Source organism: uncultured Eudoraea sp. (assembly GCF_947258925.1).
GTDB lineage: Bacteria > Bacteroidota > Bacteroidia > Flavobacteriales > Flavobacteriaceae > Eudoraea.
On the sequence record NZ_CAMYKG010000035.1, the window covers coordinates 1 to 19,755 of the forward strand.

Consider the following 19,755-nt stretch of genomic DNA (forward strand, 5'->3'; position numbering starts at 1 on the left):
GAAAAAATAAAATAGAAATAATTTCGGGATGTGGCGCAGTCTGGTAGCGTACACGGCTGGGGGCCGTGTGGTCGCAGGTTCAAATCCTGTCATCCCGACGAACTGCTATTCCGGCAATGTCAAAACCCTGCTAATTTATTGATTGGCAGGGTTTTTATTTTTCTTGCAATCAAATTTTATCTTTTAAGATCAGACATTTTATGGGACAACAGCTTTATTCTTTATTCCGTTCTTTAAATCGACCTTTTTAAAGGACCTTAAAAATCGTATTCAATAATTCATATAGGCAGGATCTGATCATTAACTATATATCCCTATATTAGTTAATAACTATATGCAATTGTGGTTTTTAAAAGGACAACATGGAAACATTAAGGAAATTTTTGGAATTAGAGATTATTAGTGTAGGAGAATATAAGATTCGGGTTTATACATTAGTGACCATTTTAATAATTTTTCTGATTACTAAATTAATATTATGGTTAATTAAGAAAACAGTTTTTCGTAAAGGTAAGTTCAGAAAACTTGACAAAGGAACCGCTTATGCCTTATTTCAAATCGTTAGATATGTGATATGGGTAATTGCGATCGGGTTTATTTTAGAAACTATTGGTGTTAAAGTAACTGTATTAATAGCCGGTTCCGCTGCGTTGCTTGTTGGAATAGGATTAGGATTACAGCAAACATTCAACGACGTCATATCAGGAATTATTTTACTTTCAGAACAATCTATAAGAATAGATGATGTCTTGGAAATTGATGGCGATATTGTAAAAATCCAAAGTATTGGATTAAGAACATCAAAAGGCCTAAACACAAATGATATTTCTATTATAATACCAAATTCATTAATTACAACCAATAAAGTAATTAATTGGAGCCACCAGACAAAGAAAACCCGCTTTAGAGTTGATGTTGGTGTTGCTTATGGCAGCGATGTAGATTTGGTAATAAGAATTTTGGAAGAAAGTGCTTTTGAACATCCGGATATATCTAACCGGGAATTAACTGAAGCACGATTGGTAAATTTTGGTAATTCCTCACTGGATTTTCAAGTTTTGTTTTTTAGCAAAAATATATTCAGGATAAATAAAGTAAAAAGCGATATCCGTAGAATTATTAATCAAAAATTTGCCGAAAACAGGATCGCTATACCTTTTCCTCAAATGGACTTACATTTCAAATCAAATCATACCAACTTATTTAAAGAGGATAAATAACCTCACTACATTACCCTTGTAAGAAATCATAAACACCTTATCAATCGGATTGTTGTCTGCAGGAGTCGCAATTACACATCAGGAATTGATTCTTAGTATTACACTATCATTTTGCATCTTTATAGTGAAGCTCTCTAAACCGGGAGATCGAATTGAGATCTATGGGATCAGGTTAGATTTGATCGATTTGGAAAGTATTTACCCCACCGCATCGGAACTTTTTAAACTTCCTGAAATAAAAATTGACTTTAAAGACCATCAGGTTGATGAATAGGCTATAACCATTTTTTCCTTTTAAAGTAAAATAGCATGCCCAGGAATATTAGAAGCATTACTCCCAAAAGCACAAAATATCCTTTTTCAAACTTTAATTCCGGAATATTGTCAAAATTCATTCCATAGATTCCTGCGATGAAGGTCAAGGGTATAAAGATGGTAGCGATAATGGTCAATACCTTCATTACTTCGTTCATTTTATTGCTAATTGAAGTCATATACATATCCATCAAACCCCAGATCATTTCTCTATAAAGATCTATATTTTCGGATAATTGAATAATATGATCATAAACATCTCTATAGTAATGCCGTGTTCTATCCTGTATCAATACATTATCGCTTTTCTCTATGCGATTTACAACCTCCCTGAGCGGAAACACCGCTTTGCGGATCCTTAAGATTTCGCGCTTCAAATCCTGAATATTAGCGGCAATATCATCATTCTGTTTTTTCTCAAACAAATTATCTTCCAATTCTTCAATCTTGTCACTAATAACTTCGATAAGGTTAAAATAATTATCTACAATGGAGTCTATAAGCGCATATAACAAATAATCCGATCCCATTGTCCTTACTTTTCCTTTGCCCGAGCGCAATCGTTCTCTTAATGGATCAAAAACATCACCATCGGTTTCCTGAAAAGATAGTACGTAATTCTTTCCTAGGATGAAACCTATGTGTTCTATATAAAGGTTCTCGTTCTTGTCAAAATGGAGCATCTTAGCCACAGTGAAAAAGTATGATTCATACTCATCAAATTTAGGTCGTTGCTTTGTGTTTACGATGTCCTCCAATACCAACGGATGTATTTTAAAGTTGTTTCCAATTTTTTCAATTGCCTCGGTATGGTTCAGCCCATTAATATTAATCCATGTAATGGAATTGGAATCCACATAGTTAAATGCATCCTCTATATTTTTTAGTTCCTTTTCTTCAATGAAGTCTTTATTGTACTCAAAGACATCAATATATAGCTCACTGGAAGCTTTGTCTCCTACATAAATTACTGACCCAGGGGATAGACCTGCTTTATTTGCGTAATTGGATGAAGCTTTCTTTCCCATAATTTATGTGGTTTTCAATACAACAATTTAAGGTAATTATGATAGAATTTCCAATAGCCGCATGACTAATTCAAGATTAACTTTGTCCTCAGCGGTTTGGAAGCACCAAGCTCTATTGCTCTTTCTGTTGGTAAACTACCTGATATACCAAGGGTAAATTCGCCCTTCTCCAGAATCGCATCACCTTGGGTATTTATCAACTTGAGCATATCTGTAGAAATGTTGAAAACTATAGTTTTGCCCTCTCCTGGTTCCAAATGGACAGATTTAATTCCTTTTAAAGAAAATAGGGGCGCCTCAACACTGGCTTTATCATCAGTAATGTAAAGTTGTACTGTTTCAAGTGATGGATACTTGCCGACATTTTCTATCCGGCAACTTATCTCAACTATTTCTCCCTCTTTAATTTTTGAAGCCGATTGTTTTAGATCACTATATAAGAATGAACCATAACTTAATCCAAATCCAAATGGATACATAGGTTCCTTTGTCATATAGCGATAGGTCCTGCCTTTCATTGTGTAATCTTCGTATGGAGGTAATTGATCAAGTGATCTTGGAAACGTAATAGGTAATCTACCTGAGGGAGAAACCTTTCCAAATAGAATATCAGCAACTGCATTACCCCCCTCTTCACCCGGATACCATGCTAATAATACCGCATCAGCTATCTCATGGACTTCTGAAAGGTTCATTGGAGATCCTCCTGTGATAATTGCAATAACAGGTTTGTTGTGACTTTTAATTTTTCTAAGATAATCCAATTGATTTTCAGGAATATTGTAGTCTAATCGATCACCATAATACGGAGATGAGATAGATTCCCCCTCTTCTCCCTCAATATGTCTGGTTAGCCCCATTCCAACAATAGTTACATCCGATTCAGCAGCTTCTCCTGTTGACCAATCCACAGGATTAATATTCTTTCTGTCGAGCGTAGTTCCCGGACTATACTGAACCTGGCTACCGGGAGCAACTGCCGATGTGATACCTTCTAAAAACGTGACAATATTTGAATTAACACCAAAATAGTTACCCAGAAGGGCATCAATGGAGGCGGAATTAGGTCCCACTACGTAATACCTGTCCAGATCATTTTTCAAAGGAAGCACCCCATTGTTTTTTAGTAGCACAATAGATTTGGCTGCTGCTTCGCGAGCCAGAGCCCTGTTTTCCTTGCTATCAACAACATCATATGGAATTGAGTTATATGGATTAAGATCCTTAGGGTCAAACATACCAAGCTTAAATCTTGTTTTAAGCAAAGGTTTTAGTCTTTCATCTATAAGCGATTCGTTCACAAAACCCTTCTGTACAGCTTCTGCCAGAGCTGTATATGTATTTCCACAGTTAACATTAATACCACTTTCCAAAGCAAGTGCAGCAGCTTCAACCACATTGGAAACGGTGCCATGACCAATATCTGAATAGAAATCTACCAAAGCCCAACAATCACTTACTACATGTCCCTTAAAGCCCCATTTTTCAAATAATACTTCTTTAAGCAGATAATTACTTGCGCAACAGGGTTCACCATTGGTTCTGTTATAAGCACACATTACAGATTCGACACCTGCATTAACAAGGGCTTCAAAAGCCGGCAAATACGTTTCGTTTATATCTTTTGGACTTGCCACAGCATTAAACTCGTGCCTTAATTTTTCAGGGCCACTGTGAACAGCAAAATGTTTTGCACATGCCGCTGTTTTAAGATAATTAGGATCATCACCTTGTAATCCATTAACAAAAGCCACTCCTAATAAACCTGTTAAATAGGGATCCTCTCCATAAGTTTCCTGTCCACGTCCCCAACGTGGATCTCTAAAGATATTGACATTGGGAGTCCAGAAGGTTAATCCGGCATATCTCTTGTAATTTCCGGCAGCCTGGGCTGCGTTATACATGGCGCGAGCTTCATCAGATATAGCTGATGAAACCCTGTATATCAGATTGTTATCAAAAGTAGCCGCTAAACCAATAGCTTGGGGAAAAACAGTTGCTTTGCCAGAACGTCCAACACCATGAAGAGCCTCATTCCAATAATCGTAAGGAGGTATATTGAGGCGGGGAATACCGGAGGTATTCATCAGCATCTGATCCACCTTTTCCTCAAGGGTGAGCCTATTGATTAGATCATCTACTCTGCTATCCAGATCAACTTCAGGATTAAGATATTTGTATTGTGCACTTAAGGTTGAAATTCCTGGAATAACAAAGATGAGAATTACTAATAGTTTTTTCATGGCTAGCTCAATTGTTGAATTGTTATTAAAATTATGACTAACGGTTAAATTAAAAAACGTAGTAATATGTTGTATACATAGTTATAAGCTTTTTTGCCTTTTGAGTATTTTAATAATTCTATTATTTATGATTTCTGACAAGTTCCAATTGTATAGTTTAGGATCGGTTGTGCTGTAGAACTCAATAACAACAGCATTAGGGTCTTTATGATATTTTGCAAAACTCTGGTATCCCGGAACCCAACCGGAATGTTCATACTCATAAATAGAGGAGTATATTTCCTGTTCTCCCGGTTCAAACAATGTTCCGTCGTTCAATGCCCTCAGGAAAGTACCTACGTCTTCTGCTGTGGCATGCATGCCATAATCGTTTGTCTTTAAATCAAGGGGATATCCTACATGATAGCCACTCATCACATCATCTATATTCACTTCACTTAGCGAACTAAAGGTGCTGTTAAGATTTAACGGGATTAGAATTTCTTCCCGAATGAATTGAAAGTTCGGATAACCTAGCACATCATCCATTATTTTATTGATTAATAGATAATTAGTATTACAATATTCATAATCTTCACCGGGTTCAAAATTCGATGGCTTGTCCAGAATCAATGCAAGACTTTCCTCATAGGTCTCTGTAGGAGCTGCCCAAAAGTTCGGAGCGTCGGTAAAATTGGGAATGCCACTTCTATGTTGTATCATCAATCTCAAGGTAATTTTCTCAGCATTTTCAATTCTTCCCACAAGTTCCGGTAAATAATCGGCAATAGTTTTATCCAAAGAAAGACGTTTATCAATTACTAACTTGGTGACCGCCACGGCATCATATAACTTGCTGATGCTCGCAATCTTAAATAGGGCTTTAGGTTTGGCAGGGATCTTGGCTTCTCGATCGTGCCAGCCGGAAGCAAAATACTGAGGTGGTTTACCGGCCTGGTCTACATAAACAATCATTCCTTCAAATCCATGACCTATGGCCTCATCTAACTGTTCTTGAATTGTATCCGGTAGCGGAAGTATCCATGCCTTAACCAAAAGCCAAGGTACAAAGAACAGGGAGGATATGGATGTAATGATTAACGCTATTCTTAGAATTTGTTTTGTTTTTTTCTTGTCCATGATACTTTAGATTGGAGTTATTAATAATACAAATAAAGCTAGGAGTCCATTTTTCATTCTTTATAATTGATTGAGATTTATATAGGACTGTATTTAGGAGAGAATGTTACAGTAATTATGAATTGATGACAATGTTTAGGCTATGATTTTGGCTTGTCAGCCGTCCGGGTTATCGGTAGTGCGGATGGCGCCCTGGCCATAGAATTTTCAAGTATTGAAATTAAGCAATCTAAAAGTAAGAATTTTTAGGTTAGGAGAAGGGCAACAATGAATTATAACAATGACACGAAAATGTAAAAAACGTTGTTTGCAATAGTGCTGTTATTCCAAAATTAATCGATAGATTTTATCTGCAATCTCCTTTGAATAATACTGCAAACCATTACTGTGCAAACCATCTATTTCATAAAATTCCCTGGGATCATTTGCATTGCTGAATAGTTTACGCCCCTGCGATATAGGAACCATTTTGTCTTCCCTACTATGAATTACCAATAATGGTTTTTGGTTTTTATGTAGTTCTTGGTCTGCCGGAATTCCTTTTTTAACAAAGTTCCCAAAAATTCCTGCTTTATACCTTGCTTCTTCCCGAAATGAAGTAAACGCCCCTTCAATCACTATCCCGTCGATGTCTTGCTGGCTGTTGGCACCAATAATCGATGCTAAATAGCCGCCATACGATTGTCCATAAAGGATTAATTTACCATTATTGACACCAGCTTGTTCCTTTATGTATTCCAAAGCTGAATAGGCATCCTGCATTGCGTTCTTGTGTGTTGCGACTCCTTCAGAACACCCATAACCGCTATAGTCAAACAAAAAAATCTGGTATCCGTATTTTGTGAGGGGTGATATTAACTGATACTGGGTCAATAAATTTCCTGCACTTCCGTGTAAATGGAGTATGGTAGCTATTGATTTTACTTTCTTGGGGACCAAAAGCCAACCATTCAACTTGTTTCCATTGGAACTAGTAAAAAAATGGTTTCTGATGCTATAATTTTGGTTTAATACCTCAGGTCCTGCACCGTCAAACAATATTATTTCCTGATTTGCTGCGGTATATTCAATATGGATGGTATCCTTGGCAGAATCATAGCGGGTTAATTCTTCAAAAGATGCAATTTGATCCGGTTTATGAAAAGTACTATTAAAAGAACAAGACGACAGAATCAACCCAACAACCCCACAAAATATGGTTTTAAAATGATTCATTTTCAATTTTCCGATACACGTTTAAATTATTGACAACGGTTATATGTATAGTTTTTGTGGCAACTTTGGCATAATAAACCTCTTCTTCTTTGCAAGATCACAGGTCAGATAAGCAGGTCTTATTCTTTAATTATGCGACTAATGTTCATCATTTAGCAATTACTCGGGGAGTCTGCTTTGTACCAGTGCTATTTGGCCCATATGACTGGCAGAATGCTCTAAAACATGAAACCATGCCCAATGGTTGTTAACACCCTCATCTATATTTGCTGCAAACCATGCGTCATCTTTGGCTTTTAGACCTTGGAGTGTTTTTGATCGAACCTCATCCCAGAGGTCCAAATAATACTGTATCGGTTTTCCTTTTATTTTGTCTCTGGATTCTGTTCCCAATCCACCTGCAATTCCCCAAAATTTTCCTTCTTCATCTGTCCAACTGCGTTCTTCTATAGTTTCCACGTGTGTATATGATTCGGTGGCTATTATATGCATTAGCATAGCTCCAATACTATTGGCTTTTTCGTCGAACAGGTAATCTGTTTCCTCCCGGTTTAAATCCCGTGTCATGTCTGAAATACGATTTTTCAGATCCTCGAGCATATCCACCATAGTACCAATTTGAGGTGTATATCCTTCTTCCGGTTTAATTTCATATTGCGCGTTCACCAATGAATATGAAAAACATAGAACGACTAAGGAGACTATTTTCTTTATAGGCTTCATAATACTAGTTATAAGAATTAGAGCTTTATTTATAAAGGCTTTCAAGCCAAATATACTAAATTGAATCTAACATAAAATTGGGTGTAAAATGGGTTCAGTATATCTAATTTCTTTTCAATCAGGATTTATAGCAATATTGCGTTTAGGATTCCCAACCCAGACTTCTTATATTGTAATTATTAATAAAAAAGAAGACGTCATATCATATTTATTAGGGTAAATCCTCAATAATCTCATTAAGCATTGTTAGAATTAGTCTCATTAGAAGTTATCAATTTCCGATCCATTGAATATGCGTCGCTCAAGTTTGATGAGACTACACTTCTTATAGGGGAAAATGATTCGGGGAAATTTATCCTTATGGAAGCCCTTTCAGCTATACTTGATCCCCAATTAGAAGATAAACTCCCGGAATTTAGCACCTTTCAGTTTTATAAGGATCCCGAAAAAGAGGTCCCGGAAGAAAAACTGCAAATCAAGCTCTTATTTCAACTGAATTATAATAAAGCACTCAATGCATCTAAAGAACTGGAGTTGCTCATGGTAGACCCGCAGGAAGCGTTGAAAAAGAAACCGAAGTTGGAAGTTTCGTTTGTTTCGCACCTATCCGGTTCGGTAGGCACTTCAGAATGGAGCTGTACCAACTTGCAAAAAGGAACAGTTACTAAGGACACTCGAGCCCTTGGTGCTATCAGAAAGATCGTACCTGTGATTCATCTCCGGTTCGGGATTTTGACAGGGTTTTTAAATATGCCGGAATCTATAGAAGGTGATACCCATGTTGAAACGGATCATGAAAACCAGCTAAGGCATCAGATTTTCACATCGGTGAATGAAATAATTCTCGGCACTACGCAAGACACTGATATGTCTTTGAATAAAGGATTTGAAGCTGTGGAAACATTATTACAGTTCTATAGGCAACCCAATGAGGTACAGGAAGGTGAGGACGGTGTTATGCTAAGGATCAGGGAGATCCTACAGATGGTGGCCCTATCTGAGCAAGAGCATATAGCAGATACCCTAAAGCGATTTCACAGGCCTACGGAAAAACTCGCTGCATTGATGTTGGTCCATGCACTTCTTAAATCCAATAGCACAAAATTTGAAAAGTATACACGACCGATACTTATTTTGCAACATCCGGAAGCTTTCCTACATAAAACTACCCTTGCTACGATTGGCATTTTACTAAGTAGAATCCAATGGCAAAAGATTTTAACCACAAATTCGGGTATATTATTGAGCAGGGTTCCCTTAAAATCAATCAGAATGTTAAGGAGGAAGCAGGGTATTATCCAAGAAAGTCATATTGATTCACAGCTTTATACCAATGAAGATTTGCGCCGCTTATCCTATCATCTCAGGTCCAAGTATAGTTCAGCCTCATTTGATCGCTTCTGGATTTTAGTTGAAGGAGAATCTGAATTCTGGATTCTCCCACACCTGGCAAGGATTATGAACTATGAATTTTGGCAGGAAGGAATATCAGTTATCGATTTTGCGCAATCAGGACTAAAACCTTTATTAAAATATGCTACAGATCTAGGAATCGGCTGGCATGTGCTGGTAGATGGTGATGAAGCCGGTCTGTATTATGAAAAACAAATACAGGATTTCGCCAATAAGCACAACCTCAAGAATGTGATTACAAGGTTGAAGGAAAAGGATATTGAGCATTACTTCTGGCATCATGGCTTTGAAAAAGTGTTTATTAAAGCTGCCAAATCCAAATATGTAGTGGAGAATGAACTTAAGCCGGGAGTTACAATTCGCAAGGCCGTAAAGAACAAATCTAAACCCTACCTGGCCCTGAGCATTATTGAAGCTATTGCAGCCAAAGGCTCCTCTTCGATTCCGGATATGCTATACCAAATGATAGAATCCTGTATTGCTCTAGCCCGTAAAAACTAAACCCTGGATTGTTTTTATTTTCCTGTTAGGATTTGGCCAGTGTTTTCATAATCATATCACAACCACCATTTACTATAAAGTTCGTGTGTTCATCTATTGTATTGAAATTTAGTCCAGTAATGTCATTACATCGTATTTTTGATCCCGTAGCCTGGTAAAACGTTTCGAGTGTTTTTTTTGCATCCGGATTTTTCAATGATGATTTCTTGGATTTTTCCCGGCACCAGGAAAGTGATTTCATCCATATGGCGGCACTCAATGCCCCACAGGCAGCACCGCTTAAGCCCAACCCCCCTGCAAAACCTGCAACCATAATCATCTCTTCGGCGCTGGCGCCCATTTTTCTGGCTACTTCTGTTGCACAACTGATTGAAACAGGATACTCATCAATTTCGTTGTATGACAAACCATTAATAGCCGCTTCTACGGCCTCCGGAGCCCATCGGTCTGCCATTTTAAAACAGTATAAGAACCTGCCTGATATCATGTACTTTGCAAAACTCAGCTTACTTGAAAAGTCACAATGTGTAATATCCCTGCAATTGACGGTATGCTCATTTTTCATAAATGAATTCATTATATACTGAGTGGCTTTGATGGCTACTGCAATGGCCTCATTTGGATCCTTACACTTTCGATGGGCCTCTGCACCAACAGCCAGTGAAGCACCCCAAAGCATTCCACATTGATGCCCTTCCTGTAGTATGCCACCTGCTAATGAATCAGCCGCGCGCTCCTCAAGTTCTTTTGGGTGGCCAAATTCATTATTCAGAATATGAAAAAAAGTCCTTGAGCAGGTACGCAATTTTCTGAAGACTTTGCTTGCATCTTTAGTGCCAGATCTTGTATGGTGAATTGTTTTTTTCATAAATGACGAGGAATTGTTTTGTTTCACGAAATTTATGAATGAAAGGCGTGGTAACAAATGACTTGTATCAGTTTAAAAAGTCATCAGCCGTGGCCTTCAAATTAGGATGTTGCTGAGGAAGTTTTCGAAATGAGATATAGTATAAACGATCTGATTGCTAAATAATCTATTGCAAATATCAGGACAAAAATACTACCGAATAATATGGGTAAAATTCCACCAAAAGTATATGTCATTCCAAGCACAAAACCCAATACGCACTCCGCCCTGTAGATAGGAATAAAAAATGAAAGGATAAAAAGACCTATCATCATATATCCCGGGACATCACTGCCGATGGTAAAAAAGAATGATACCAGTACTCCAAATAAAAATGAACCAACTAAGCCATAAAGAATATTGTTTAAGTTTTTGGGGTCTCCATTTGAATCTTTATTATGGATTCTCTTTTTAATTCGATAGAGTAGAAACCAGGTCAATAAAGGGATTGCTATTCCTCCCCACCAATTTGATATCCCCGGTAAATCCTTGCGATGCAAAAGATAATGGGTTGGTACACCATCGTGAAAATAGTCCCATGCTAAATTTGTCCATATTAACAAGGTTACTATTGCTGTGAATATTATTCGGTTTTTTAAAGTTAAGGTTGCATTCATGTGATTGAATTATCAGTGGTATGTTAAGTTATTAGACTCATAATTCAATTATTTGTTACAATCCATCTTTGGGAATGAACCATACATTTTTTTCCAGGTCTGTACCACCGCCCATTTCTTCCTGCACCACCCGATCAATGATATAAATGCCCTTTTTAGCCATTTCATCAAAAGTGTCTAAACCGTCATTCGGGAAGTTTACTCGTGTTCTATGGATATTAAACTTGTTTGAAAATGTGCGACCAAAAGCAGCTTCAACACCTTCTTTACCGAGCATAAAACCTAAAAGTCCACCCCAGGTAGCTGTGGGGTTATCAGAATCCCATCCTGCCAATGCCCCAATTTTAATTGTCTCTTTAATGTCTCCTTCTCCGTATAATAGACTTACTAAACTGGCACCAAAATTTATTCCTGCCGCAAAGCAACCATTGCAGAAGATATTCTTTGAGGTGATGGTATACCCATCTTCCTGGTTTACCTGATAACGTTTATATAAGTCATCCCTTGCTTGTTCCCATGGGATATCATCATCGTATTTCCCTTTCACAAAGTCGTACATCTTTGCAGCATAGGAATCATTAGGCAGGTGTTCCCTTGCTTGTCCGGCCATCCAGGCTATCTGTTCTTTTTTTGATAATTTTTCGTCAACATCTGAAGCCAAAGAATGCATGATTACATAGAATTCTGAGATCCATTGGGCATTTTCCCTTGCGGTGGTTTGTATGGGCAGTTTGGCCATTTTTAATGCAATATCCGGTCTGGACGGGGCAAAAAGACCAAATATCTCTGTAGTTAATTGCGCATCTATCATCTCATGATAATTATCGTAAATACTGTCGCGGGTTAAATTTGGGTCACTTGTTTCAGGGGGTACTGCGCCATTGAGCATCATATCAAGCGCTTTTTGATTGGACACCCACAGGAAATTTTCTTCTTCATGTTTTATGTGCTTCAGCCAACCTTCTTTAATCTGCTTACCAGATAACATACTGGTTTTATTGGTGTACAATAGATGCTGGTACATGTATTCAATATCCGTATCATCATCTGCACCCCATACCTCATCTTCGCCCCTGAATACAAAGTCTATGTTGTCTGATAATTCACTCGGAAGACCTTCTCCCCAAATACTTGGTTGGTCTGGTGTTCCCCAATCTTCCCTGGTATAGAAGGGCCCGGTTTTTATTTCCCCTATGTTGCCTATTTTATCCATTTCCGTAACGAGTCCGGTCCAATTAGCGATGCATTGACCCAACCAAAATCCATAGAGTTTGTTTGAATATTCAGCACGAGAAATAATCTGGTCGTTGGTTTTTGGTGTATATGTACTATATTCCAGTTCAGGATCGATCAATGCATTTTTGGCCTGTTTTACCGGCTGCTTATTTGCATCCTTGCACGCAATAATCAATAAAACAAATATGAGAGTAATTCCTGCCGAAAATAGATTTTTAATTATGCTATTCATTTTAAACCATTTTTTATTAGTGAACAAATCCAAGTAAGTATATTTTAATAAAAGTCCTCAACTTTTAACTGTTTTTCAAGCCAGTAGGCATCATCCCGGAATTCATAAGCTGTCGGTTCAAAATCACCTACAATTCCTACATCAGCCTTTTTGGGTACCTCCATCTCCAGACTCCAGAAAACACTATTAACCAATAGTCTGCGTACCCCCTCGTTCAGCATATCCGTGGCCGCTCCTATTGTAGTTGTGAATGCTTTGCCCTCTATACCACCGGGTATCTGATAATTTTTTGTCCATGCAATAGGCATCATTGGATCATTAAGCAAAACACCATTATCATTCCTTGTGGCCGGAATTGTATCGGTAAACCTCATTCCATAAAAGAGATCTTCCTCATTAAAGTCTTCTATACGTTCCATAACTTCTCCCAATATAATGGGCTGTGAATTTCCCGGTAGTGGCAACCGAACCCCATAAACATCAGTAGGTCCCCAGATATCACCATCTTTAATTCCATTGGTAATTGGATGCGATTTACTTACTACATCTATTACACCCCGTGTACTTTGGTGCTTATGGTGTCCATGGTGCGCAATCCATTTCTCACCTAATACCATACGCCCAAAACCATCGACCCACTCTTTTTTGGCGCCCGAATACCCGTTACTGTAGTGTTTAAAATTAGAATCGGATTCCATATCAAAATTAAAGGCGTGGGTAGCCGTACGTATGCCTATCACAGGTTTTCCACTTCTTAAATAATTATCTATGAATTGCATTTGTTCATTTGGGAGAGCTCTGAATCTGGTAAAAATTATCATCAGGTCTGCTGAATCCAGAGCATCTAATCCCGGGATGTTGTAAACATAATTTGAATTAATAATTCCTGGTTTTGATGGGTCCTGTGCAAATAATACCGTACATCTAAAACCGTGTTTGGCAGATAAAATTTTGGCTAGTTGTGGTAAGGCCTCTTCAGATCTGTACTCTTCATCACCTGAAATTAGAACGATATGTTTGGCTTTGTTTGCTTCAGTATTAAATGTGAGCCACTGTTTTGGACTTGTTTCAGGCTTTTCTGAATTTTCTTGTTTTGATTTTTGTCCGCAAGCAGTTATCAACAGGCAACCGATCAATAATACTAGTACATTTTTCATTTGTTAGGTTTAATTGCAAACTGCTTATTTGTATTCCATACCTTTTTTAATAAAAGAATATCCCCTGGAATATACTTCCTCCATTGGCGAATAATCCCGCCATACATTAATGGCATTGGCAAATTCAGGAATTATGGTACTAAAAGCCTCAATGGTAAGCCAGCCTTGATAATCTATTTCCTTTAAAGTTCTGAAAACGTCAGACCAGTTTACCTGTCCGCTTCCGGGAGTGCCGCGGTCATTCTCGCTAATATGTACATGCTTTAAATATGGAGCAATGGTCTTAATTGCCTCGGTCTGACTTTTCTCTTCAATATTCCCGTGGTGCGTATCATACATTGCGCCAAGACTTGGATGTCCCACTTGTTCAGCTAAGGTCTTTAAATCAGCCATGGTGTTATAAAGGTAACATTCAAACCTGTTTAAAGCCTCGGGAGCAAGCATAATGTTAGCCTCGCCTGCATATTCTGCTGCTTTTTGCAACATTTCAATACTCCATTGCCTTTCTTCCTCCCGGGGGGGCTGACGTGTAAAGAAGGCAAAACTGGAATGGAACGGGCCACAAATAACTTCTGCATTTAGTGCTGCACCCATATCAATGGACCATTTTAACTTTTCCAGGCCCGCATTTCTTGTTTTTTTATCCGGACTGGCAATATTCTCTTCAGGGGCCAGGGAGGCAACACAAGTAACCCCCATTGGGATATCTGAGAAATGTCTACCGAGCTTGGCATAGTGCTTAGCATCACCTTCGCCTAAAAATAATTCAATTCCATCATAGCCGGTTTCTTTTAAAGTATCGATTATACCATAGTGTTGATCTGTAACATGATTAGTCCAGAGCAACATGTTCATTCCAATTTTCATTTCAAAAGTTTATTGATGTCATTAAGAAACAAAACCACACTCAATATCAGCGACTGCAGTTTACTGTTCAAGTTAGTAACAAATTAGTGCCTAGGCCAGCACAGGCTCATTCTTCCGCTTTTTCATCCAGAACCATAAGATGGTAAATAATACGATAAGGACAGCTGGAAAAATCACCATTGTTCCCAGGGTTTCCTGTCCGGCTATTAATTCCAGTTCATCGCCTGTAACTCCTCTGGCAGCCGCTTCGGCCCTGCCAGAATCGATCCAGTTACCTATGATTGGTTGAAATATAGAAGTTGAAAACATACCGACAGCTCCAATAACTGACATACCAAGAGCACCACTTTTTGGAATTTTGGTAGCCGTAAAACCAATCATATTAGGCCAGAAATAGGCAATTCCCAACGCAAAAATTACAGCAGCAACATAGGCCATTCCACCAGTTTGTGTACTAAAAAGATAAATACCAATCGTCGCTAAAACCGAGGATCCCAGCAGAACACCCGTTTGATGGAATTTTTTAACTATCGTACCCCCAAAATACCTTGCAACTGCCATCAGTCCGGTAACCAGAGCTAATATAAGCATAGGTTGCGCCCCACTTTTGGATAAGATAAGTCCAACCCATTGTTGCGGACCAAACTCAGTTATTGCGGTAAAGGCCATACATACCATCATAAAAATAAATAAAGGAGAGAACATCGCCTTAAAATTGCCTGCAATCGAGGCCGCCTCACGCATTTTGGCTTTTGGCCAGGTTTGTCCAAAGAATAAATAAGCATAAATGATCGTAGGTATCATAATAATCCAAATCTGGGATTCCCATCCGAAGCCTGCATCGGTCATAAATTTGGAAACCAGACTACCTATAACAATACCCCCGGGAAACCACATATGAAATCTGTTCAACATTTTACTTATCCTGTTACTCTCATAGGCATCAGCGATCATTGGATTACATGCCGCTTCTGTACAACCATTACCCAGACCTATAAGCAATGTGGATAATAATAGACCTGTATAACTGCCCGAATAAATAGTCATAATTACTCCAACTGCATGGGCAAAAAAGGCAAATTGCATAATTCGTTTTCCACCGACACTATGATAAATCAATCCGCCAATGACCATTGAAATAGGAAAACCTAAAAACCACATGGAGTTAATAAAACCCAATTGTTCAGCTGATAAACTTAATTCTTCGCCCAATTGTGGTAGAATACCGGCTCTTATACTAAAAGATAACGCAGTAGTGATTAAGGCAAAACAACTACCATAAAAAAGTCGTTGAGAATTAACCTGGGGGGCGTTAGACGTATTTTCCATTTGTTTGGTTAGGTTGATTTACAAACTCATATTGGTAAAAAAGTGCTGGTTTGAATTTATAAGATTAATGTCTTTTTTGCTAAAATCATAATTAATTTGCAATTGACTTATCTGATCTTTGAAAAATCTATTAATTTTTTGCCCAATTGATAAATTTTATTGATAATTGATTTTTAGCTAATTTAGGACAAAATACAGGCGCCCGCTTATTAGAATGCGGAAATCACAAAAAGAATAAATAAATACATTCATGCAACAAAACAATTATCCTAAACTGCACAATGCCTCATGGCCGGGTGTTGTTGGGAAAGGTCCTGATTCTGAACCACCAATAGCTATCGATACCATGATAGAGCTCACGGCAAATGCTGAGGTTGATGGTGTTAAATTTGATGGATTTGATCTTTTCCTTTTCGATCCCCATATGAATATTGATGCATCAGATGATGAAATTAAGGAAATGGCTGATAAAGCTTTCGCCAAAGATCTGGAGATAGGAAGTTTGGTAGCTCCTGTCTGGACACCTACAGGCGGAGGTTCTGCTATGGGCAGTAAAGAAGAAAGAGCTCAATTTGTTACCCAGGTCAGAAAGTCTTGCATTATCGGCCAGAAATTAAGGGAGATTGGTATCAGGCCTAATGGGATTATCCGGATAGATTCATCCATAGATCCGGAGACCTGGGCCGGGGATCCGGTTGGTAATACAAAACTAATTGCCCAAACCTTTCGTGAGGCTTGTGATGTGGCAGCTGATTATGGAGAATCTCTTGCAGCTGAGGGAGAGATTTGCTGGGGTGGGATGCATGGATGGAAATCGATGTTAAATACTCTGGAGGCAGTTGACAGGCCTAATATTGGGTTTCAGGCAGATATGGCACATACGCTCTTATATCTTTTAGGGTATAACAAACCCGATGAAAGAATTTTACCGGACGATTTTAAATGGGAAGACAGAGATACTTTAACAGCCGGACTGAGAACACTTACAGCCGCACTCAGGCCATGGACTATAGATTTTCATGTTGCTCAAAATGATGGAACCGTTTTTGGTGCCGGATCTCATGATAAAACCGGTAGGCACTGTCAGGCTTCTGATCCAAATGGCAAATTAAATATTCCTATTGATGCAGGACACTGGCTTAGGAATGAAGATGGTAGTTTAACAAAGAAAATCAGGCATATATGCTGGGACGGGTGTATGTTTCCCAATGAAGTAATGATGCAGCCAAAAACATGGAACGATGTTTTGGATGCCATGGTAAAAGTTCGTGAAAAACATGGATGGTACGAATCTTCATAATAGATAATCAAAAAAGCTGTTACCAATAATGGGAAGTAAAAAACAAATAAGAATTGGTTTAATCGGGTACGGATTTATGGGAAGAACCCATTCCAATGCCTATAAGAGGGTAGGGGACTTCTTTCCGGAATTAGAATATCAACCTGTACTCAAAGCGGTTTGCGCTCGAAACAAAGAACGTGTTAATGCCTTTGCCGAACAATGGGGTTATGAATCTGTTGAAACGGATTGGAAGGCATTGGTCATGAGGGATGATATTGATGCAGTAGATATCTGCACCCCAAATAATATGCATGCACAAATTGCCATCGCTGCTGCTGAAGCAGGTAAGATGGTACTTTGTGAAAAACCGCTGGCCAGAACAGTTGCTGAGGCACAACCAATGGTAGACGCTGTAGAAAAAGCTGGGGTTAACAATACAGTTTGGTATAATTATCGGAGGGTTCCGGCTGTAACTCTGGCCAAGCAACTTATAGATTCCGGTAAACTGGGTAAAATATTTCATTACAGAGCTAATTTTTTACAGGATTGGACCATAAGTCCGGAACTACCCCAGGGAGGAGAAGGCTTATGGCGTTTAGACAATGATGCCGCTGGTTCGGGAGTAACCGGGGATCTTTTGGCACATTGTATTGATACGGCAATGTGGCTGAATGGCGGCATAAAAGATGTTTCTGCAGTTACTGAGACTTTTATCAAAGAAAGGGTACATAGTGCCTCCGGAGAGATGCAAAAAGTAGATATAGATGATGCATGTATCTTCCATTGCCATTTTGATAATGGTTCATTAGGCCTTTTTGAATCTACGAGATATGCCAGAGGTCATAAAGCACTTTATACTTTCGAGATTAACGGGGAACACGCCTCAATTAAATGGGATCTGCATGACCTTAATCGCCTGCAATATTTTGATCACAGAGATGAATCAATAGAACGTGGTTGGCGATCCATACACGTAACGGACGGGGATCAGCCTTATATGGATAAGTGGTGGGTACCCGGTTTATCTATAGGATATGAACATAGCTTTGTACATCAGGTCGCGGATTTTTTTAAAAGCTTAGAAAATGGAACCCCTTGTTCACCAACTTTCAAAGAGGCACAGGAAACACAAAAAGTCTGTGAGGCCGTTCTTGCATCTGCAAAATCCAGAAGCTGGAAAGATACAGGTGTCTCGTGGTAAGTTTTTTTAATTAATATAATGAAACAGAATGAGTGAATCAATTAGGGGGTTTTGCCTGCATGGAAGAGAAAAGATAATCCCCAATTCGGGCATCTCGGTAACAAGCAATACCTCTGTTGTAGATATGGAGATACCCGAATTAAAGGAAGGTGAAATAAGGGCCAGAACCTTGTATACGGGTATTTGTGGATCGGATAATAGTGCCGCCCTGGGCAAACCTAACTTTGATTGGGTAGAACGCCCAAGAATTATCGGTCATGAATTTAGTGCGGAAGTGTTGGAGTTAGGACCCGGGACTCATGGCGAAGTGAAAGTAGGAGATGTGTTCACACCTCTGGCCATGCTGGGCTGCAAAGATGAGGACTGTCCGGCATGCAGGGTGGCAAAGTGGAATTTGTGCCCGTCGAAACAAATTATCGGATTTCATAGAAATGGGGGTTTTGGGCAACAAGTTATTCTGGAGTCAGATCGAATAGTCCCTTTATTGGAGGGTTTAACTCCGGAGCAAGGCGCTTTGGTTGAACCATTGTCTGTTATAGTGAATGCACTCCATAATAAGTGCAATATAAAACCCGGACAGGATGTCGTAGTTACAGGCTGTGGTATCATAGGTTTAATGTCTGCCGAGTTGGCCAGAGCCGCAGGTGCAAGGGTTGCAGTAACAGGGATAGAACATGATATCAATGTTCGATTAAAAAAAGCTGCTGAGCGAGGATTTATTACCATAGTTGTATCTCCCGAGAATTCTTTGAAAGCTCAATTGGCCGATGGGATAAAGGATGCTAATGGTATTCCATTTGGAACTAATGGCCAGGTAGATTTACTCATTGAGTGTTCAGGGGTACCACAAGTACTTGGGGAGGCAATTTCGGTGGTCAGGCCTGAAGGCGATATTTGTGTTATTGCTACTTATCCCGGGGATGTAGAGATAAATGCTACACATCTCACCCGCACATCTTTGAATATGAGGGGTTCCATGGGTTCTTGCAGAGAAGATTATATGGTGGCACAAAAACTAATGGCAACAGGAATATTTCCATCAGAATATTATATTAACCCCTATGAGTTTAATGAAATTACTCAGGCCTTTGAAGATTCAATCCTGGCCAATAATGTAAAAGCGGTCATAAAAATGAACTAATGGGTAGCG

At 38.8% G+C, this 19,755-nt stretch carries 17 protein-coding genes and 1 tRNA gene; 7 read left to right on the plus strand and 11 right to left on the minus strand.

The features are described 5' to 3' along the window. Positions 1–24 precede the first annotated feature (24 nt). The 3 genes from Q0X77_RS12030 to Q0X77_RS12040 all read left to right on the plus strand — a co-directional run bounded on the left by Q0X77_RS12030 (position 25) and on the right by Q0X77_RS12040 (position 1,494). A tRNA-Pro gene (locus Q0X77_RS12030) sits at positions 25–98 on the plus strand. 285 nt (positions 99–383) lie between these two features. After that, the gene (locus Q0X77_RS12035) at positions 384–1,220 is read left to right on the plus strand and encodes a mechanosensitive ion channel domain-containing protein (protein WP_297797680.1); all 837 of its coding nucleotides are present in this window, start codon (positions 384–386) and stop codon (positions 1,218–1,220) included. 52 nt (positions 1,221–1,272) lie between these two features. Next, positions 1,273–1,494: a hypothetical protein gene (locus Q0X77_RS12040; RefSeq protein ID WP_297797682.1), complete on the plus strand. Its 222-nt coding sequence runs from the start codon at positions 1,273–1,275 to the stop codon at positions 1,492–1,494. 1 nt (position 1,495) lies between these two features. Here Q0X77_RS12040 and corA read toward each other — a convergent pair whose 3' ends face one another. From corA to Q0X77_RS12065, 5 genes are all read right to left on the minus strand, one after another. Then, positions 1,496–2,563 (minus strand): magnesium/cobalt transporter CorA, encoded by a 1,068-nt coding sequence (corA, locus tag Q0X77_RS12045; RefSeq protein WP_297797684.1) that lies wholly within the window; start codon positions 2,561–2,563, stop codon positions 1,496–1,498. A gap of 65 nt (positions 2,564–2,628) precedes the next feature. Then, positions 2,629–4,806, minus strand: coding sequence for a glycoside hydrolase family 3 C-terminal domain-containing protein (locus Q0X77_RS12050; protein ID WP_297797686.1), 2,178 nt, complete (start codon positions 4,804–4,806; stop codon positions 2,629–2,631). Positions 4,807–4,887: 81 nt separating this feature from the next. Beyond that, positions 4,888–5,925 (minus strand): serine hydrolase, encoded by a 1,038-nt coding sequence (locus tag Q0X77_RS12055; RefSeq protein WP_297797688.1) that lies wholly within the window; start codon positions 5,923–5,925, stop codon positions 4,888–4,890. A 321-nt stretch (positions 5,926–6,246) separates the two neighbouring features. Further along, entirely contained in the window at positions 6,247–7,140 is an 894-nt protein-coding gene (locus Q0X77_RS12060) for an alpha/beta fold hydrolase (RefSeq protein ID WP_297797690.1), read from the minus strand. A 159-nt stretch (positions 7,141–7,299) separates the two neighbouring features. Further along, positions 7,300–7,863 carry a DUF664 domain-containing protein gene (locus Q0X77_RS12065; protein ID WP_297797692.1) on the minus strand — a complete coding sequence of 188 codons (564 nt, stop codon included), beginning with the start codon at positions 7,861–7,863 and terminating at the stop codon, positions 7,300–7,302. Positions 7,864–8,106: 243 nt separating this feature from the next. On the opposite strand from Q0X77_RS12065, the gene Q0X77_RS12070 reads away from it, so the two are divergent. Beyond that, positions 8,107–9,777 (plus strand): DUF2813 domain-containing protein, encoded by a 1,671-nt coding sequence (locus Q0X77_RS12070; RefSeq protein WP_297797694.1) that lies wholly within the window; start codon positions 8,107–8,109, stop codon positions 9,775–9,777. A gap of 25 nt (positions 9,778–9,802) precedes the next feature. Here Q0X77_RS12070 and Q0X77_RS12075 read toward each other — a convergent pair whose 3' ends face one another. The 6 genes from Q0X77_RS12075 to Q0X77_RS12100 all read right to left on the minus strand — a co-directional run bounded on the left by Q0X77_RS12075 (position 9,803) and on the right by Q0X77_RS12100 (position 16,122). Next, positions 9,803–10,645 (minus strand): C-GCAxxG-C-C family protein, encoded by an 843-nt coding sequence (locus Q0X77_RS12075; protein WP_297797696.1) that lies wholly within the window; start codon positions 10,643–10,645, stop codon positions 9,803–9,805. Positions 10,646–10,746: 101 nt separating this feature from the next. Beyond that, entirely contained in the window at positions 10,747–11,301 is a 555-nt protein-coding gene (locus Q0X77_RS12080) for a hypothetical protein (RefSeq protein WP_297797698.1), read from the minus strand. Positions 11,302–11,356: 55 nt separating this feature from the next. After that, entirely contained in the window at positions 11,357–12,769 is a 1,413-nt protein-coding gene (locus tag Q0X77_RS12085) for an ADP-ribosylglycohydrolase family protein (RefSeq protein WP_297797700.1), read from the minus strand. Positions 12,770–12,813: 44 nt separating this feature from the next. Continuing rightward, a complete protein-coding gene (locus Q0X77_RS12090; protein ID WP_297797702.1) occupies positions 12,814–13,926 on the minus strand; it encodes a ThuA domain-containing protein in 1,113 nt (370 codons plus the stop codon). A gap of 24 nt (positions 13,927–13,950) precedes the next feature. Next, positions 13,951–14,793, minus strand: a complete 843-nt coding sequence (locus Q0X77_RS12095) for a sugar phosphate isomerase/epimerase (RefSeq protein WP_297797704.1) — start codon at positions 14,791–14,793, stop codon at positions 13,951–13,953. Positions 14,794–14,883: 90 nt separating this feature from the next. After that, positions 14,884–16,122, minus strand: a complete 1,239-nt coding sequence (locus Q0X77_RS12100) for an MFS transporter (protein ID WP_297797706.1) — start codon at positions 16,120–16,122, stop codon at positions 14,884–14,886. A gap of 250 nt (positions 16,123–16,372) precedes the next feature. Between Q0X77_RS12100 and Q0X77_RS12105 the strand changes: the two genes are divergently transcribed. From Q0X77_RS12105 to Q0X77_RS12115, 3 genes are read left to right on the plus strand one after another with little or no spacing between them, the layout of a single operon-like run. Then, positions 16,373–17,422 carry a TIM barrel protein gene (locus tag Q0X77_RS12105; RefSeq protein WP_297797708.1) on the plus strand — a complete coding sequence of 350 codons (1,050 nt, stop codon included), beginning with the start codon at positions 16,373–16,375 and terminating at the stop codon, positions 17,420–17,422. Between the two features lie 28 nt (positions 17,423–17,450). After that, positions 17,451–18,605, plus strand: coding sequence for a Gfo/Idh/MocA family oxidoreductase (locus Q0X77_RS12110; protein WP_297797710.1), 1,155 nt, complete (start codon positions 17,451–17,453; stop codon positions 18,603–18,605). 28 nt (positions 18,606–18,633) lie between these two features. Continuing rightward, positions 18,634–19,746 carry an alcohol dehydrogenase catalytic domain-containing protein gene (locus tag Q0X77_RS12115; protein ID WP_297797712.1) on the plus strand — a complete coding sequence of 371 codons (1,113 nt, stop codon included), beginning with the start codon at positions 18,634–18,636 and terminating at the stop codon, positions 19,744–19,746. Positions 19,747–19,755 lie beyond the last annotated feature (9 nt).

Bases quoted from the DNA above. Each gene is read 5' to 3' on its own strand.
- corA (WP_297797684.1), bottom strand. From the start codon at position 2,563: ATGGGAAAGAAAGCTTCATCCAATTACGCAAATAAAGCAGGTCTATCC.
- Q0X77_RS12050 (WP_297797686.1), bottom strand. From the start codon at position 4,806: ATGAAAAAACTATTAGTAATTCTCATCTTTGTTATTCCAGGAATTTCA.
- Q0X77_RS12055 (WP_297797688.1), bottom strand. From the start codon at position 5,925: ATGGACAAGAAAAAAACAAAACAAATTCTAAGAATAGCGTTAATCATT.
- Q0X77_RS12060 (WP_297797690.1), bottom strand. From the start codon at position 7,140: ATGAATCATTTTAAAACCATATTTTGTGGGGTTGTTGGGTTGATTCTG.
- Q0X77_RS12065 (WP_297797692.1), bottom strand. From the start codon at position 7,863: ATGAAGCCTATAAAGAAAATAGTCTCCTTAGTCGTTCTATGTTTTTCA.
- Q0X77_RS12075 (WP_297797696.1), bottom strand. From the start codon at position 10,645: ATGAAAAAAACAATTCACCATACAAGATCTGGCACTAAAGATGCAAGC.
- Q0X77_RS12080 (WP_297797698.1), bottom strand. From the start codon at position 11,301: ATGAATGCAACCTTAACTTTAAAAAACCGAATAATATTCACAGCAATA.
- Q0X77_RS12085 (WP_297797700.1), bottom strand. From the start codon at position 12,769: ATGAATAGCATAATTAAAAATCTATTTTCGGCAGGAATTACTCTCATA.
- Q0X77_RS12090 (WP_297797702.1), bottom strand. From the start codon at position 13,926: ATGAAAAATGTACTAGTATTATTGATCGGTTGCCTGTTGATAACTGCT.
- Q0X77_RS12095 (WP_297797704.1), bottom strand. From the start codon at position 14,793: ATGAAAATTGGAATGAACATGTTGCTCTGGACTAATCATGTTACAGAT.
- Q0X77_RS12100 (WP_297797706.1), bottom strand. From the start codon at position 16,122: ATGGAAAATACGTCTAACGCCCCCCAGGTTAATTCTCAACGACTTTTT.
- Q0X77_RS12105 (WP_297797708.1), top strand. From the start codon at position 16,373: ATGCAACAAAACAATTATCCTAAACTGCACAATGCCTCATGGCCGGGT.
- Q0X77_RS12110 (WP_297797710.1), top strand. From the start codon at position 17,451: ATGGGAAGTAAAAAACAAATAAGAATTGGTTTAATCGGGTACGGATTT.
- Q0X77_RS12115 (WP_297797712.1), top strand. From the start codon at position 18,634: ATGAGTGAATCAATTAGGGGGTTTTGCCTGCATGGAAGAGAAAAGATA.